General features: G+C 43.6%; 16 protein-coding genes and 1 pseudogene. 8 read left to right on the top strand and 9 right to left on the bottom strand.

All coding sequences use genetic code 11. The features are described from left to right. Positions 1-1,151 (bottom strand): IS3-like element ISKpn38 family transposase (locus tag KOSB73_RS25470; RefSeq protein ID WP_098141158.1); only part of this gene is annotated, 1,151 nt, incomplete at its 3' end. Between the two features lie 119 nt (positions 1,152-1,270). Between KOSB73_RS25470 and KOSB73_RS25465 the strand changes: the two genes are divergently transcribed. Both KOSB73_RS25465 and KOSB73_RS25460 read left to right on the top strand, forming a co-directional pair. Further along, on the top strand, positions 1,271-2,617 hold the full coding sequence (locus tag KOSB73_RS25465) for an ISNCY family transposase (RefSeq protein ID WP_077258062.1): 1,347 nt from the start codon (positions 1,271-1,273) through the stop codon (positions 2,615-2,617). 58 nt (positions 2,618-2,675) lie between these two features. Beyond that, entirely contained in the window at positions 2,676-3,467 is a 792-nt protein-coding gene (locus KOSB73_RS25460) for a tetratricopeptide repeat protein (RefSeq protein WP_042973673.1), read from the top strand. A 40-nt stretch (positions 3,468-3,507) separates the two neighbouring features. On the opposite strand, the gene KOSB73_RS25455 is transcribed toward KOSB73_RS25460, so the two are convergent. From KOSB73_RS25455 to KOSB73_RS25430, 5 genes are all read right to left on the bottom strand, one after another. Then, positions 3,508-4,344 (bottom strand): macro domain-containing protein, encoded by an 837-nt coding sequence (locus KOSB73_RS25455; RefSeq protein WP_004862033.1) that lies wholly within the window; start codon positions 4,342-4,344, stop codon positions 3,508-3,510. Positions 4,345-4,400: 56 nt separating this feature from the next. Beyond that, entirely contained in the window at positions 4,401-4,955 is a 555-nt protein-coding gene (locus KOSB73_RS25450; protein WP_004862036.1) for a TIR domain-containing protein, read from the bottom strand. Between the two features lie 221 nt (positions 4,956-5,176). After that, positions 5,177-5,452, bottom strand: coding sequence for a hypothetical protein (locus KOSB73_RS25445; RefSeq protein WP_009655011.1), 276 nt, complete (start codon positions 5,450-5,452; stop codon positions 5,177-5,179). Positions 5,453-5,963: 511 nt separating this feature from the next. Beyond that, positions 5,964-6,569 (bottom strand): DUF2913 family protein, encoded by a 606-nt coding sequence (locus KOSB73_RS25435; protein ID WP_042928834.1) that lies wholly within the window; start codon positions 6,567-6,569, stop codon positions 5,964-5,966. 255 nt (positions 6,570-6,824) lie between these two features. After that, positions 6,825-7,229: an H-NS family histone-like protein gene (locus KOSB73_RS25430; RefSeq protein WP_042928831.1), complete on the bottom strand. Its 405-nt coding sequence runs from the start codon at positions 7,227-7,229 to the stop codon at positions 6,825-6,827. A gap of 450 nt (positions 7,230-7,679) precedes the next feature. Here KOSB73_RS25430 and KOSB73_RS25425 point away from each other — a divergent pair. Then, a pseudogene (locus KOSB73_RS25425) lies at positions 7,680-8,156 on the top strand (YceI family protein); the annotation flags it as partial. Positions 8,157-8,187: 31 nt separating this feature from the next. Here KOSB73_RS25425 and KOSB73_RS25420 read toward each other — a convergent pair. The 3 genes from KOSB73_RS25420 to KOSB73_RS25410 all read right to left on the bottom strand — a co-directional run bounded on the left by KOSB73_RS25420 (position 8,188) and on the right by KOSB73_RS25410 (position 10,649). After that, positions 8,188-8,982: a DUF4942 domain-containing protein gene (locus tag KOSB73_RS25420; RefSeq protein ID WP_009655016.1), complete on the bottom strand. Its 795-nt coding sequence runs from the start codon at positions 8,980-8,982 to the stop codon at positions 8,188-8,190. A gap of 242 nt (positions 8,983-9,224) precedes the next feature. Beyond that, positions 9,225-10,046, bottom strand: a complete 822-nt coding sequence (locus tag KOSB73_RS25415; RefSeq protein WP_009655014.1) for a phospholipase D family protein — start codon at positions 10,044-10,046, stop codon at positions 9,225-9,227. Positions 10,047-10,154: 108 nt separating this feature from the next. Then, a complete protein-coding gene (locus tag KOSB73_RS25410) occupies positions 10,155-10,649 on the bottom strand; it encodes a thermonuclease family protein (protein ID WP_009655004.1) in 495 nt (164 codons plus the stop codon). Positions 10,650-10,830: 181 nt separating this feature from the next. Here KOSB73_RS25410 and KOSB73_RS25405 point away from each other — a divergent pair, with 181 nt between their 5' ends. The 5 genes from KOSB73_RS25405 to KOSB73_RS25385 all read left to right on the top strand — a co-directional run bounded on the left by KOSB73_RS25405 (position 10,831) and on the right by KOSB73_RS25385 (position 16,675). Further along, entirely contained in the window at positions 10,831-12,102 is a 1,272-nt protein-coding gene (locus KOSB73_RS25405; RefSeq protein ID WP_098141156.1) for a DUF1173 family protein, read from the top strand. Positions 12,103-12,693: 591 nt separating this feature from the next. After that, positions 12,694-13,563 carry a hypothetical protein gene (locus KOSB73_RS25400; RefSeq protein ID WP_133116579.1) on the top strand — a complete coding sequence of 290 codons (870 nt, stop codon included), beginning with the start codon at positions 12,694-12,696 and terminating at the stop codon, positions 13,561-13,563. 569 nt (positions 13,564-14,132) lie between these two features. Continuing rightward, positions 14,133-14,861 (top strand): plasmid SOS inhibition protein A, encoded by a 729-nt coding sequence (locus tag KOSB73_RS25395; RefSeq protein WP_044352047.1) that lies wholly within the window; start codon positions 14,133-14,135, stop codon positions 14,859-14,861. Positions 14,862-15,104: 243 nt separating this feature from the next. Next, the gene (locus KOSB73_RS25390) at positions 15,105-15,863 is read left to right on the top strand and encodes a hypothetical protein (RefSeq protein WP_098141153.1); all 759 of its coding nucleotides are present in this window, start codon (positions 15,105-15,107) and stop codon (positions 15,861-15,863) included. 65 nt (positions 15,864-15,928) lie between these two features. Continuing rightward, positions 15,929-16,675, top strand: a complete 747-nt coding sequence (locus KOSB73_RS25385; RefSeq protein WP_044348226.1) for a hypothetical protein — start codon at positions 15,929-15,931, stop codon at positions 16,673-16,675. The last annotated feature ends 582 nt before the right edge of the window (positions 16,676-17,257 follow it).

The following is a 17,257-nucleotide window of genomic DNA, read 5'->3' as shown; positions in this document are numbered from 1 at the left end:
CCTATCGACCAGCTTACAACCTGGCCATCAAAGCAGTCGATAACCGGCGACAGATAGACTTTTCCAGCCGGAAGCTGGAACTCCGTAATATCGGTCAGCCACTTCTCATTTGGCCTGCAGGAACTAAAATCCCGGGCGAGTAAATTTTCCGGTGCCGGGCCGATTTCGCCACAGTAAGAGTTGTATCGTCGTCGCCTGGTGCGCTTAACAACGAGCTGCTCTTCTGCCATCAGTCTGCGGACAACCTTTTCAGAAATAACCCTGTTGTTACCGCGAAGCATCGCGTGAAGGCGCCGGTAGCCGTAACAGCGGTAATTCTCCTCAAAGATATCGGCCATGATCACGCGTATTTCCGCATACTTATCGCACAGACGTTTGCTGGCTTTGTGGTAAAAATAACAGCTGCGGGCAAGTTGCAGAACGCTTAGCAACTCAGCAACGGGGTACTTTTTCTTAAGGGCATCAACTATCAGGGTTTTCTCCCTGTTTTTCAGTGTCAGAAAGCTGATGCCCAGATCTTTTTTTATCAGTTCATTCGCCTTTGTCAGTATGTCACGTTCGAGCTGCAGCTGATGAACCTGCTGCCTGAGTCGCTGGATTTCACCGAGTAAAGCATCCTGATTTTTATCTTGAGGGGCTGCCTTTCGTTTGCGCATGGATTGATAAGCCTCGTCACTGATAAGGTCTTTCTTCCATTTGTACAGGACCGGGACGCTGACGCCTATGCTTTGTGCAACTTTACGCGCGGTTCCACGTCGGTTACAGAGCTCCCGGACGGCCTGAGACCTCTCTTCCGGGCTGAAGCATTTGTTTGTGCCTGAGCGAATGACCAGGGGACGCGCATTTGGGTAAAACTCTTCAATCCAGCGCTTTAGAATTTCGTTACTGGGGTAGCCGATGGCTCGGCGAGTGTACGACAGGCAACCACCGTGAGTAAGATAATGCTCAACAGCAGCAATTTTCTGTGTCCGTGAATAGCGTTCTCTTGGCTTTAATTCCCTGGGTAAATCGCCCTTCTCTTCATAAATCCGAACCCAACGGCCCAGCTGTTTTGTGGAAGGATATCCCAGCTCCATGACGACAACGGAGGCTTTCTTTCCGTACCGGTAATAGAGTTCGACGGCCCGGATCCGGTCCTCGTATGAATGCATAAATTAACCCCTGAAGGTCCAGGAATTCGTCCGCACTCCCTTTTATCCAGATAGAAACGTCACCTTAGAGTAAGCTAAACTGAATGCAATTCTAAGGGACTCAACGGATGTTGGTGACCATGTCAGATAAAGAAATTCATCGCTTGCCAGTGATACAGGCTGTTTGTGAAAAGCGCCTACGCCGTCGCGATGCAGCGTCACAGCTTGGCATCTCAGAACGTCAGGCGCAACGGCTTATCAATCGTTACCGGGTTTCTGGTGCTGAAGGACTTGTCAGCCGCAAACGCGGTCAACCCAGCAACCGTCGGTTGACCGAATCTCTCAAACTACGCGTACTCACGCTAATACGTGAAAACTACAGCGACTTTGGACCCACACTGGCCGCAGAAAAACTCAGAGAGCGTCATGATATCCGGCTTTCAATCGAGACTGTCCGCAACTGGATGACGTCGGACGGACTCTGGGTTCCGCATGCTCGTCGCAAGTCACGGGTTTATCAACCTCGACATCGGCGTGATTGCCTGGGTGAACTTATCCAGATCGACGGCTCCCACCATGACTGGTTTGAAGGCCGTGCGCCAAAATGCTGCCTTCTGGTATTTATCGATGATGCCACCGGCCGCCTGATGCATTTGCGGTTCAGCGAGTCAGAAACAGCCTTTGACTACATGCTGGCAACCCGGGAATACATTGAGCAGCATGGGAAACCGGTATCGCTGTACAGTGACAAACACGCAATATTTCGCGTCAGTGGTCCGGAGAACCGCAATACCACCGTTACCCAGTTCGGACGTGTGCTCTATGACCTGGCAATCGAGCTTATATGTGCCAACAGCTCTGAAGCTAAAGGCCGCGTGGAACGTGCGAATCAGACGCTTCAGGATCGACTGATCAAAGAAATGCGTCTGGAAGGTATTACCGGCATTGAGGCTGCAAATGCCTGGCTTGCCACTTTCATTGCAGACTTTAACCGCCGATTCTCACGTCCGGCCAGGTTCCCGAAAGATTTGCATCGTCCGGTGCAGGAAAGCCCCGGTGAGTTAAGAGACATCTTTGCCTGGCATGATGTTCGTACCGTGTCGAAATCACTGACATTCCAGTACGATAAGATCCTTTATCTCATGGACCCAACAGAAGAAAATAGCCGTCTTGCCGGTGAAAAAATTAAAATACTGGACTATCCCGATGGCACCCTCGCCTTCCACTATGGACACCGGAGCCTTAAGTGCCAGGCATTTGATAAGCTGGCCTGTGTCGACCAGGGGCAGATTGTCGATAACAAACGTCTCGGGACTGTACTCAGACTGGCTCAGGTAAAACAGGATGAGCGGGAAAGCGAAGGCAAACGGGAACGAAGCAAAAAATCGCCCAGCCGTAAGGCTCAGGTGCGCGTCCAGGAACAGCTCCGGGCTATCAATCCCGTTCTGGCAGACCCGAGCTTGTTTGTGGCAAGTTCAAAGCGATAGAATCGACCATCAGTGCTGCAAAGTACCGGAACAGTGAGCCCCCAAAAGGATACTTGAGATGATTAAATTCCCGACTAAAAAGCGCGTTGATTTGTATAAAAATGCTGTCAGTTCTGAGCAATTACATCTGGATCTGGCTGCGGCTCAGGAGTTCATGTTCGATGCCTGGGAAACTGATGACCTGGACGTTGTGCTGAAACTCATCAGAAAAGCTATCAAGAAATCCCCGCTCTGTGCTGACGCATACTCATTCTACTGCGAGTTATCTCAAGAACCTCCTGAGTCAAAAATCGGGAATCTGGAGACGGCTTTGTACGCAGCCAGCATTGCTCTTGGCGAGGATTTTCAGGAGTTCGCAGGACGTTTCTGGGGATTTGTCGAAACACGTCCATATATGAGAGCAAAAGCAGCTTTGGCTGAGGCCTTATGGGAGTCAGGTAATTTTTATCCGGCTATGGCTCACTGCCGCGAAATGCTGAAGCTCAACCCGAACGATAACCAGGGGATTCGTCATTTATTAGCGAACTATTACCTTGAGCTTGAAATGGTGGATGATCTGGCCTTGCTACTGGACGATTATCCTGGGGATATGCGCCCGTTTCTTCAGTATACACGCGCCCTCCTCGCCTACCGGCAGTCATCCCCAGATGCCAATGATATCGCTAAAGCTGCGATTGATTCTAATAGACACATCCCCGGCTTGTTATCGAAGTGCAGATTACAGCCCAAGTCTAACAGTGGATATATTACGTTAGGTGAAATGGATGAAGCCATATATTACGTGAATAATAATTTAAAAACCTGGATTCGCACCCCTGGTGCAATTGAATGGATTGTCAATGGTATTTAATTTACGAAGGCCATTGCTTAGGCCTTCATCATTAATTTAATCACAAGCCATTTCTTGCTGTCTTTAATTCTAAAAGATTGACTTTATCTATCTTCCCTTCATGGATCATTATTGTTAATTTCGCTGGATGTTTAAATCGCATTTCGCTTATCCTAAAAGTCCAAAGCATTATCTTTAATAGATCTTGCTCATCGATAATTTTGTGGCCTTTTATTCTTGTAAGTCCAGACCCAAAGATTGGGACAGAAACACTTTTTTGAGCATAGACTCGATTAACCTTATCCCAAAAACTTATTAGAAAACCTAAATACTCAGGCATTGTGAGATGAGCTACATTGTGCTCGTCAAACTTAGATAGCGCAGTGAGTATGTAATCACCATAAACACAAATAGTGCCAATTTCAAATTTTTGCTTTTTACCTTCAATCCTTTCCTCATTTCTATCTTTTATCTCTTCGGCATCGAACCTATAGTTACTAATGTAATCATCCAACTCACTTACAGTACAAGATAAATGTTCGTTGATAAATTTACCATTGAGACTACTTCCGGCAATAATTCGCTCATCAACCTGAGTATCAAAATATTCATTGAAAGCGATCGCTTTCAAACCCTCCTGTTTGAAGATATCTCCTGTTTTAATGATAACAGTACTTTCCTCAATGGTTAGATTAATCTCCCTCAAGCTATTTGCTCTGTACCATAACCAAAGATAGGCGATAATAAGCACTGCAATGCAAGCTAAACCTGCCGCAATTTTTTGATTTGCAGGAATGTCGACAAAAATAACAACTGCACCGATAAAACCGAACAATAATGATGCATATCCCTTAAACTCATTGAAAACCTGCTTGTCACAGAGACTAACCTTAGACATTTAATATTCCTATATCTATGCAAAAACAAAGCGCCACAATCGGCGCTTAAGTTACATTATGCGCTATATCTATATACATCTGGAACGGTTTTGGTTTTCACCATAAACTTACTATCTGCCAGTGATTGTCTGATAAGAGCTTTATTCATTGGGATATGCAACGTGGGAACTAAATGCATTGAATCTCTGAATGCGGGAATCTTAGACCATAAATTTTGTATTTGCTGCTTTAAAATGTTGTTAACTAGCAAACTTTCTTTTGTGTCATAGTCAGGGTATATTACAATTACAGGAAGCCCCAAGGAATTAATACCGTAATCAATTTCTTCTCGTAGAGCGCGAGAATTTATAGTTCGATCACTCAGGAATAGAATAATATTCTTAGAATTCCGCAGACGCTGTCTGAGGCGAGGCATTAAAGTTTGCTCCCAGTTACTGCCATCACGAACGTTATAAGTTGTATCGTGTGAATTGGTAAAAGGGAAACCGGAGTCCGCTCCTTTCCACATTCTCAGTGTGTTGTAATAAACGAAGTCTTTCGTAGCATGAGCTCCCAGAGCGCCCTCATGAAAAGGCTCAGCAACATAAAATGCACAGTAATTCCCACTCATTCCTGTAATCCTTCTTTGTTAGAAAAATCCCAAGGAAATTATACACCTCCTTACAAGTTGAACCGCAACCAAAACATGAGCTTTAAGTGCCATTTCTATGTTGCAGAAAGAGGTGACACTTTAAAACTGCATTGACAAAGTTATTGATTATTAAGGGGATTATTTTTGTGGGTGTTCAAGTTCCACGAACTGACAATCTGCCTTTGGTGCTTCACTGAACGTCATTCGTCTTTATCAGGAATTTGGGCATCTTCTAAAAACATGTTTGTACGGTAATCGTCTTTCCAGCCTAACCAAACAGAAACTTCACCACCAGAAGGAACAACTTTACGATTTCCTGTCAGATTATCAGCCTTGTCTAAGCATATAGACTGCATTTCAACGAGAACATCTGCTTCTGCGACTTCCGTGCCTCCTATTGTTTCATAGCCGGAAATCAGAACTATTGCCTCAGGGTCTCTTTCATTCAGCATGGCGATTAACTCTTTCACTTTCATTTTAAGACTCCACTAACTTATTGATGTGTCGAGATCTTGAGTCGGCCAGAAAACATCCTTATTGATAGCCCTGTAGTCTGCATGTTCTGTAGTAAATGCTATGACAACCGTGGTTACGGATAGTTCTGCAAGTAAAAACGAATTGCGCTGTATGATATGACGACCAGTGCTGCAAGATGCAAGCAGAAGAACGTAATACTCTTGTTTTTGAGCCATTGGGTGACCTCAGGATGGTCATCATTAGCGAGTCCTTTCTTATGGGCTGTCTGTATTTTAATGGCGACATAATAGGTTGCAAGATGCCTTAGTGTTAACCAAAGCAAGAAAACCAGGAAAACAACCAAACAGATAGTTATTAACCCTTTGTACTCTATAAAAGGATCGATATATGGAACTATCATATCATTTTTCATTTAACGGGTTCTCGTTCTCAGGCGAATTGGTATTCAGCCAGTTATTCATTCAACCTTAGTGCGTCTGTGCTTTCTGACTGAAGAAGATAACATGCTCATCATTTCGTATCAGCATTTAACTGCAGAACGGAAAACCCTTCGGTTGCAGGTTGAGACTCGTAACTAAGCCTACACTGCTCTAGCAAGGGATATATACCGTCAGTACATCCGGACAAGCGTATGCTAAGGGGCTGGATGAGCATTCCAGATTGAGTAAAAAAATCTTTAAGCGTTGATTTCTGCGTATAGATAGAAGGTTTCCCGGGGCCAGATGTCCAGCCATTCTGCCAGTCTGTATCCGAGAGCAGATAATCCTGCCATCCCATAGTTCGAAGTGTGTCTATCATGCAGGTGAACCTGAATAAGGTACTCTGTTTGGTTAACTCACCTGAACTCGCCAGCCATAAATATTCAACCTTATTATACAGGCGTGCAGACGGGCCCTTATGCTTACCCTGTTCCTGTAACCAGATAATATCCTGTGCTAATGATCTGGGAAACAGTTTACGTTTCTGTGCAGTAGACAACCATTGCATAATAAACATATGGGTTTGTAGCGAAGACTGTATCTTTCCTTCCCTGCGAGCAAGCGCAACAGCGATAAGGATACACCATGAAAAGTGAGCCAGTTCTGTATCTGGGCGTTTGGTAGGTAGAACAGTCAAAGAAATCTCCGTGCTAGTGCAGCTACTGGGGAAAGAAGAATACCACAAGAGAGGTCACTGGCGTACTTCAGTCGTTAATACCAGATCATCCAGTACAGCGGTGAAGGAAGAGATGTAATGGGTCAGAAGTTCGTACTACGGTCTTTGAGGTACTTTGACAAGCGCAGTGGGTTGAAAACATCAAGACGTGTTAAACAGCTATTGAGTAAAAGAAAAAAGCCACCTTAGAATGGTGGCTTCATATCGATTCGAAATTTACTTTTCGATTAGGAAATCTTCAAGTGATTTGCCTGTATTGAGCTGGGCCTGAATTGGACCCGGTGTACGTCCCTGGCCTGTCCAGGTTTTCTCCACACCGGTATCGTCGGTGTACACATATTTCGCAGGACGAGATTTACGCTGCTTCCGTTCTTTTACGATACCGGTTGTAGACATTAGTTCACTCGGATCAATACCATCAGCAATCAGCATTTCACGATATTGACTGAGTTTTTCTAAATGCACCCGGTTTGCTTCTTCATTTGCTTTTTCTTCTTCACGACGCTCACTAACGATTACCGTTAATTTTTCAAGAATATCTTCGAGCGCCTCTAAAGCCACTTCCCGTGTCTGAGCGCGAAGTGTACGAATATTGTTTAGAACCTGTAGTGTCTCGCTCATTATGACCTCGTATTTTGATTGTTTGTGTCTCTTCGGTGCTGGACATACAATATATTAAGTACACATAATTCGGCAAGCTTTCTTTATAAAGTATTATGTATGCGCACATTAAATGGACTGATTCCTAGAACGATTTATTTGTAAGTCGATATTTTTAATGACAGAGTGAGATTCATTAATGGTTGGGTTAAGGGAATAATTCTGATTATAGAATTTTGTACTGGCTAATTCTTAATCACTTTTTTAGGCCATGGTCCGCTATGCGACTGAATAGTCAGGTTTGAGCTTAAATCAATTAACATTTGGATGTACAAACAGGTTGGGTGGTAAACAACACAACAGCCGAAACCTGAAAAATCGAAATGGAAGAGTGAATATTAAGTTTATGTAAACCAGATTGACGTAAGTATATATAGATGAGCTTTACGGATGAATCAATGAACTAAATAACACGCCTTTATCAATTTTAAGATTAAACACCTGGGCTATAGCTGGTTATATGGTACTTTCAAAGACTTTGACGGTACATTCACTTACGATGAAGCTAACCCGGCGTCGGACAAAGTCAGTGTCAAAATTGCAATGGGTAGCGTCGACACTAACCATGCTGAACGTGATAAGCACATTCGTTCAGCCTCTTTCCTGAATGCTACAAAATTCCCGGAAGCCACCTTTGTTTCCAAAGAAGTTAAAAAGAATGGTGAAGGCCTCGATATCACCGGCGACCTTACATTGAATGGTGTAATGCACCCGGTAACGCTGGATGCGAAACTCATTGGAAAAGGCGATGATCCGTGGGGTGGTAAACGCGCAGGTTTTGAAGCAACCGGCAATATCCACCTTAAAGACTTTAATATCACCACCGACCTTGGACCGGCCTCGCAGGACGTTGAGCTTATTATCTCTGTCGAAGGTATTCAGCAGTAGTTTAAAGCTCCGGCACCCAGTGCCGGGGCATTTACTTCACGTCAGGCAGGTTGTTTCTCTGGTATGATGCAAGCACATCATTAAGCCCATCCAGGACCTTTCTATCCATAAACCGCATATGGATGTTTCCGTTTCCATACACAATAAATTTAATATTTAAATCCGTGTCGATATAGTCAACTTTTTGATAATCATTCTTCTCTCGAAGAGCAAAAAGCTTAGGAACGATAACATCCTGCTGGCTGTAGGATAGCCCTTCTATGTACCGGGAAATCCTGTAAAGGTCATTGAGGCTGTTCAGGTCTCGATCCGTTTCGTCAAGGTAGTGTACATCCTTCTTGAACCCGTTTTTTATGACCATATTTTCATTGATAACAAAGCTTCGGGCGTTCTTTTTAAAATCATGGCTCAGATTACCCAGGCATGAAACCAGGCCCTCGCAGAGTATGTCTGCCCGATTATTAACCGTATGAGAGACTTTCTCTCTTGCTGCCTGAATCGTCATAATGGGCGGTTCTGTTATCAATTCGTCAATAAATGATTTCAGTTGAGGTGCATTCCAGTAAATATTTAATGATGTTCGGTCTATGAGTTTCTTCCATGATTCTCTGTCAATCAAAACTCTCGCCCTCTCTATCTGGTTATCTAAATGGGCTGGGTTAAAGCGAACATATGCAATTCTGAGCTGATCAATAAGGGAGATGCCCATCAGTTTTTCCGCTTCGGATATGGCAGTTAATCCATTAATAAAGAGATTCATTGCCATGTCCCGCTCAGACACAACGCTTTCTACAAGATTCGTTTCTTTCAGTTCGTGGGAAGTCATATTGTCCCCTTTTTTTAAAGGATGACATATTAGATCGCTTCGTCAATACCCTGTTTTAAAGGCACATATTCATAAAGAGCGAGCGCGGGATTTTGACCATAACATTGCTGTCGTTGAAGAAAAGTAACTTTCTGGCGGGTATCGTTAAGAGAATGATGACTGGGTAGGAGCATTGAAGCAATGATTCAATCAAGAGTGGCTTTGTTATCAAAACCACCCAACTATTTTATCGGCAGGCCAGATTAGATTGAGATGTCAGAAGGCCACATGAAATATTTCTCTCCATTTTTTCTGTAACGATTAAGTTTACTTTCACCGCCAATAGATACCCCTAACGGTGTCAATTCATACTTACCATCATTATCTTTGAGGTATCCCGCTGTGATCAGCTTCGTATACATGTCGGATAACCCCATCTTGTGCTGTTTTGATAAATTTGTGGTGGTTAATTTATTTGCAGGCTCGGCATTAGCTTCATCGTCTTTGCCTGCGCTGTCATCCAAATCAGTGGTTTTATCATCAGTAGATACGTGAGTTTTATCGTCACTTTTTGTGGATGATTTCGAAACATCTTTTTTCTGTTCCTGATTTTTTTTCGAATCAGAGTCAGCGGTTTGCAATGATGCTGGGGATGGAATGTTTTCAGTGCTGATCCGGATTAAACGCTGGGCCTCTGTAATAGAAGCATTGAATGCTTCCCGGTCTTCATCTTTAACAATTAACACCCCCAGTTCATGGTTATTGATTTGGCTAAAATCATACAGATTAAGGCTGCATATCAGGCTCTGGCTTTCATTAGCATAAAATTTAGCGTGAAGGTTCTGGCAGAAACTCAGTCGAACGTAGGGCAAACTGACCAGCCATTCATGGTCTTTTGGGTTGAGTTCAGATTTACCGTAGATGATACGAATATCTACCTTCATACGGTTTTTATCTTCAATAAGCTCCTTAATTCTGGCGCTGAGTTTCAGGTAAGGGCTTATCAGGATAATGCGCTCTTCGGCATTCGCGATGGTTTGCTCTACGTGATAATTCAAACCCGTTGTATTGAGAATCTGGACCATAAAAAACCTCGGTTTTTCTGTAATTTCTGAATGACAGCGACAAAATAAAAGTTACTTTTTAAATGGCCGCCGGTTCGATGCCTTAAAGGATGAAATGTCACTCAGTGCTTAATTATTTGCTTTACGCCACTGGCGTGGCTCTACCGCGTGTGGGTCAGACCATAACCCTTTACCTGCGTTACGTGCATTTTGCTCAAGAGAACCATACTGAGGAACCGTAAGCCGCCCCTGATAACGATATGCCCATGCCATGCCTTCTGCGACCATAACGGCATTAAGATCCTGGTTATTCAGATAGAGGGTACCCAGCATACGGCCATACACGTCCTGCCCGTGGTCCTCAATAACGACAACCTTGTTTGCTGCCAGCTGTGTCATGGCTTGCTTTGCCTTCTGGCCGAAGGCCTGCTTACTCTCCGGGGCATCAATCCCATAGAGCCGCACTCTGGTATTTGTAGCGCCGTCATAAACCTGGACAGTATCGCCATCAATAACTCGCACAACTTTCCCTGAAATGGTTTCAGCACAGGAAAGCATCGGCACAGATAAAATAAATACAGACAAAGGGACAATGGTAAATCTGGTCATCGGGATATTAATCATTTACTGTCTCTGGGTTATAATCATTCATTGTGAGTTGAACGGGAAAAATTACAATGAATTTGAAAGGTTACTTTCGAAGTATAGGTTACTTTATTAATTACATGCTATTGTGTCAATCCATATGAAAATTAATGCCGAAAGCGAATAAAAAAGTATATCAGCTCAGGAAAAGGGGGGGCTTATGTCTACTGTAAGTGATGTGATTGTATCTTATGGAGTGGACAGTAAAAGGTATTCAAGAGACTTCCAGACCAAAGAGGAATTTAAAAAGAGCTGGTATGCCGTTTTATCTCGTGCGCACGCTTCTGTAGACGCGAAGGTAAGCTGTTCCTGTAAGGGAAAAGGCCCAAAATTACTTGCCGTAAAATATCATACAGCCGGCGATACGTATTTTCTGGCACGGTATCCGAATACAGGTAGCCAGCATTCTCCTGATTGTATTTTCTTCACTCTGGATAAAGATAATTCAGGGTTAAAATGCTACACACAAAGCGTGGTCAAAGACCTTAAAGATGGTGGCTATGGTATCAGGCTCGACGTGGCATTAGCCTCATCTGACTCGCAATCAACGTCGATCGTGCCACCAGATAACAGGAATACCCCCGGTGGGGTCTCGCAAAATAGTATGTCACTGTTAGGTTTACTCCAGTTCCTTTGGGATGACAGCGGCCTGAATCGCTGGTATCCAAAAATGGCCGGGAAACGTAATCCAGCAAAGGTATTCAACCTTCTAACCAGTTCAGCGGAAAAAATAAAAGTGGCCTCACTTCCACTGTCCTCTCATTTACTGGTTGGGGCATATCCATCGACTCCCCAGGTAGCCAGGAATATAAAAATGACAGAAGAGGTTCTGATTAACAAAGAACGTCTCATTTGCGTGAATGCACTGTCAAAATATAATCCTGGAAAGCATTCCAATGAATCAAAACGTCTCCCGCTTAAGTATTTTTCTGGTGTTCCGGTCGTGCTCATGAATACAGAAGACTGGACTCTTCTGGAGAAGAGATTCCCCACTGAAATAGCAAACTGGAGGGCCGGAGGCAACGTCATCTGTATTGCTATAGGGGATTTGGGGCAATTTAAAGGGAAAGATGCGTACTATCTCAAAACCCTCCAGTTAGCCCTGATGACGGTTGATGATAACTGGATCCCGGCTGATTCAAGCTATGAACTGACCATGCTTAATTATCTACATAAACAGGAAAGATCGTTTATCAAACCCCTTCGATATGACGCCTCAAATAATGATGTATTCCCTGATTTTTGCCTGACAGATACAGGGGGCCATGAATTGTTTCCTATTGAGGTGTTTGGTATGGAATCCGCTTCATATCTGGCGCGGAAGGCGATCAAAGAAAGTTACTATAATGAGCGATATGGTAAGAATGGCTGGGCCTCCTGGGTTGCACCGGCTGGCCCCCTTCCCCAACTCCCCACCAAAACCAGAAGTTAACGGCTGAACAGATAAAGGGCTTCGGCCCTTTTGCTCCCCCCTGACTTTCTTCTCAAACCATGACTGATGATTTTTGCTCAGGAAATGTTCACTTTAGGCTTCGTGCGCTACGTAAAATCTGACGCACTCACCCCTTCATTTTTTCTCAGATTTCATGTAGCGCAACCTGGCTGAATTTAGACGAAAAAGTTACTTTTTTGCCCCCATAGTTAGATGCACAAAACCGCTCTCCTTGTTTTTACCGTTTTTTAACACTTGGAATAATCGTTATTATTCGAAGTGTTAAAAAATGGGCGAATTTTAGTCAAACCGATATCCGATCTCCAAAATCCTTCAAATCTGAATTTATGTTTCCGATCTAAGTTCGATGATATTAATGAAACGCCTTTTCATTAATACACAAGCAAAGCATAAAAATAATGTTAGCAAACTAGCTGTTTCACCTGTAACCATCACGGCATGATTCTAATCAAATAGAATCTACTAAGTGACACTGTCACGTAATAATCATGGGATTGAACAAAAATCCGGCAACTCTGTCGTGTTTAAGGAAATGGTCAGGACTTAATAAGAAAGCCTGCAGATTCAGAGGTGTCGGCTTCAGGCAGGAAGAGTCAAACCGGCAAAGGGGCGAATGCTCCACATTCAACAAACCACCCCTGGTTAGTTGAATCCTTTGCCGGTTTTCAAGAAGAATACCATTTAGCTATCAAGTTGTGTTCAGTTAGGCTCGCCATTTTTATGTTCAGTTTTCAGGCCCATAGAAAATTTTTGGTTAAATGCACTTTTCCGCTCTGTGTAGAAAAACACCGGGTACTGCTGTTGCTAAGATGGTTGTCACCTGAACAAACGGATGATTTTATGAAAATTATTGAGGTCAGCTACGGCCCCACTGAGGGAGTATCCATTAGTGGTTTATATCTGCGAGAGACGACAACTACACAAAAATCCGGCACACTCTTAGGCGGTGGACTATCTCAGTCCGGCGTAGTTCTGGGTGGTGGCGGTTACTCTGGTAGCGAAACAAATCAGACGGGGCGATCGGCTATTTTTGCGCCTCCTCAGGGCAAAACAGCTGAACCGGATATATCGAGAATGCATGAGCTGTTAATGTACCTGGTTGTGGGATTCATCGCATTGAACATTCTCACTTATGGTACATATGGAATTTTCATGCTCACTGGATTTGAGTTGTCAAAGACAGGTGTGGATTTATTTGAAAGTTCGTTTTACTTTTATATGACAATAGGTATTGTCGCTGCATTATGTATAATGCTAATGGCTCCAAGGGATTATTCTCCGGTCCTGATGGAAAACAGGAAGAATGAATTGCGAAAGGAAGTTTACCTACGTCTCCGTTATGTTGATTCAGACAATATCGTTTTCGATCCTGTAACACTAACGGGTTGCCATGCTGACAGAGACTATATTTCTTCTTTAATTGAAAACCTTATCAGGTAATTCGGCAGGGGAAGCCTTAACATCTTGCAGGGCTTCCATTGTCTATTTGTGGTTTTTATTTGAACGTGATGAAATTGCCGGGGTTAATTTTAAGGTAACGTTATTGTATCGCTTTTGTAATCTATCCATGTTTTATATGCCACATATAAACATGCTGCTGGTAGATTTAAAATCAGACACATCCCCACTCCATCTTTCATATTTTCCATCAGACTGGATAACCCGGCATCACTAAAGTAAATGATATAAATTAAATACCAAGAAATTATAAAGGGCATCATCAGTATGTAGTGAAATAAAACGTCGAATATGTAAAATATGCCAGATGCTAAAATGTTCAAAATACGTGAAAAGGTGGTTATCTCATAGTAATTCACGAAATCATCTTAACACTGAAATTTTCAAATTGATAGTTTTTAATTCCCTGTACCATTTCATAGACATTCAGTGTTTATCCAGGTTTTTTTCTTCCTGTGATTTCACTATTCAAAACACCCCTTACGGAACAAATAAAACCTGGTAGGATAATCATGTCAACTAAACCAGCTTTTAAATGAGGGTTAAATTTCATGGCAGGTACAGAACTTGTTCCTCTTGGCTTATATCAACACTGTGCAATGGCTTCTGTTGCTTACGTAGAGCGCCGTCGATCCATGGGCAGGAATCTGGGGGAGCTGGCCTATGCAAAAGCTTTTTTCAGAGCATTAACGGGTAAGGCTCAAATTACATCAAGTGATGTCCGTCAGGTCGATGCTTCTTATGATCCGTCAGTTCGTGGTGAGGCTACAAAAATGGATTACATCCGTGCTATCGATCTCCTGATTGATACCCGTGGAGAAGCCTTTACTCTGCCGCTCTCATGGTCTGTGGCCGTAGCGATGTTTCCAGGCTTACAGCCCCGGGTAACACAGCGCCGCGATCACCGTGAAAGGATTATGGAACTGCGGGACCAGCGCAAGACCACCAGCCATTCGCAATCAAAAGAAATCTCGTTTCATACCGCTAAGGCCATTTCAAGCCAGCACCTCAATTTCTGCCGTCCTGGGGAGCACAAACAATGGCTCAGGGACTGGCACGATGAGATCCATGGTCAGTGTCTAGGTGATAGTGATATTTTCATGATGCTCAGAACATGGTGGTCAAGATTCTGGATTACTAAATATCGAAGTGACTATATCTGGTGCAACTCGTTACATGAGTTGCTTGATGAAATTGATTATGTTCTTAGCTCAATTACTTTATGGGAATACAATTTGTGTGTTTCAGCATTGCCATTGAGTATTACATTTTCAATGTGATTGCTAATTTCATCCAGCAATCAGGGCGGATAAACTCATTTTATCTTACTTTTAATTGCCTCTCATCTAAAGTTTGGTGGTGTTTTTAGTGGCGACAACCTATAAACATTCAGATAAATTGTTCCTGAATTATGAGTTTAATGCTTTTAAAAATACCCTCTTGATGAGCTAATTCTATTTGTTATGATGAGCGTATTAAAACTTCCTTGCCTCTTTATACTTAAATATTACATGGAGATTAAAATGGCTGACTATTATTCGCTTTCTGCATTTGTTATTAATACCACCCCCGTTCAGAGCGAAGTTCTACTGGAAGCAATGAATGAGTTATTTGAGCCTGACGACAATTTCATTGCTAAGCTCATCTCCTGTCCGAGCACTGAAAACCTGTCTGAAATGGAACGTGTTGTGCGTCACTGTGTGCTGAATCATCCGGACAGAACTGTTGATGAAGTTATTGATGACTGCGACTGGTCATTTGATGGTGAAATATGTTCTGAGGGTTTCCTTGTTCACAGTGATTGCGGTAATTTCAATTCAGAGCATGCAGCGCTTTTTGCTCAGGCATCACTCATTGCCTTTGAAAGAAATGAACTCATCGAGTTTCAAGTATCACACACCTCCAATAACTTCAGACGCACCGATGGCTATGGCGGTGCTGCTTGTGTCGTTTCCCGTGACTTTATTCGCTGGACTGGTAACCACGAGTTCCTTGAAGCTGAGCGAACCGCATTTACAGAAAGTATGCACTATTACTTCTGTTCTTTTACCGAGATCCACGGTGAACTGGAATTTCCAGAGAAATTTATTCTTCGCTGCCCGGCTAACGTCAACGCAGAGCATCGCTTCGATGACATACTGCTTAACTATCGCACTGGCGGTGAAAAAGATACCGATGGAGTCATCAATTTTGTTTCTGGCTCCTCTATAAAAAAAACCGACCTGAAAACGCTCACTCCTGATGAATATCGGGTGTTGAAGCAGTTCCTGACGGTTATCTGACTTCCGATAGCAATATACTTTCCTGTTTCGTTAACCGCACCTGATTAAGTTACACCGGAGACAACATGACAAAACAAATTTTACCTGCAGAACTGGCCGAAATTGTAACGGCTCTTCTGGTTAAACCTGAACTGCTTGGCGAACTGGACACACGTGTAGCTCACCAGGAGTTCATGAAGGCCATCGGATGTGTTGTTGCCGATTTCTGTGGTGGTGTCGTTAACGGGGTTACTGACGGAGATATATCGAGACCCTATCTCTCTGATGTCGACTGCACACCCTATCTGCATATTGAAGCAGATGATCGTCTTCCGTCACCGGATCACAATGTCTGGGCTAACTATCACATAGAGGGCTGGCAAGAAGGTGATGATATGGAGGCAGTATCTGTTCCTGTATCTGTGAAATCACAGCGAGCGGGTATTCAGGGGATTTTAAGTAATGCCGGTCTGACACAGGGTATCGAACAACAGTTACAGCTCAAAATGGTAGACTGGCGCATTGCGGAAGACAGTGAGATGCTCCCCGATGAAGACGGGCGCCCTTACACCGCTACCCTCCATGTAGCGAACCAGACATCACTGGAGCTGGTGGGCGAGACTGGAGAGCCATGCTTTGGGGTGTTGATCGAAATCAATCACGGTGTCCCTGCGCTACACCTAAACGTGGCCGGAGGTGATAACCTTCTGCATATACATGTTGCACAAGGTGGGCTGATTCTGACTCCGGACCATTCCGGGGTGCAGATTGGTTGTGCTGTACCCGATCGTTATGCCTATCACGATAATGCATCTCTGCTTGTCCGGTCATAATCTCAATACTATCCCGTTGAGCCTGGCAGATAGTTCGGCGGGATATTTTATCCAGCAACCTCGAAGAAAGAGTGCCTCACATTCAGTAAATGTAACTTTCCCGAATAGCCACCACCAGGGAAATGCCCGAATATGGACAGAAGTCCGTTAGCGTCGGTTTTTTTACAACAGTTAATTATGTAGACTCTGCTGTTCCACTTTTTCTCGTAATGATCGGATCTTGTCCGGGACAGTGTCCGCCGGTAATGCTCCAGAAAAAATGTATCCCTGTATAACCGGGCAGCCCAGCGGTAGGTCACGTCGGGATATATCTGTTATCTATTATCGCTGGAACCGTCGCCACCGGCGCGATGTATTCGGTATTAAGACTGTCTAGTGCTGCGAAGAATGAGCCGGTGACAGCCGAGCAAGAAATCGAGAAAACTGGAGGGTAAGTGACTAACTTTTGCTTTGATGAGGGAATCGAACATCATAAAAAGTAACTTTCTTCACCTTCTGGTGGACCAATACCGATATTATTGCCTGAATGGTATAGTGTTACCTGTTGGAAGCAGTTCCCCTATTTTTCCAGGAAGAACATTA

This window comes from Klebsiella grimontii, assembly GCF_900200035.1.
GTDB lineage: Bacteria > Pseudomonadota > Gammaproteobacteria > Enterobacterales > Enterobacteriaceae > Klebsiella > Klebsiella grimontii.
This window is presented reverse-complemented; position numbering and strand designations above follow the sequence as displayed.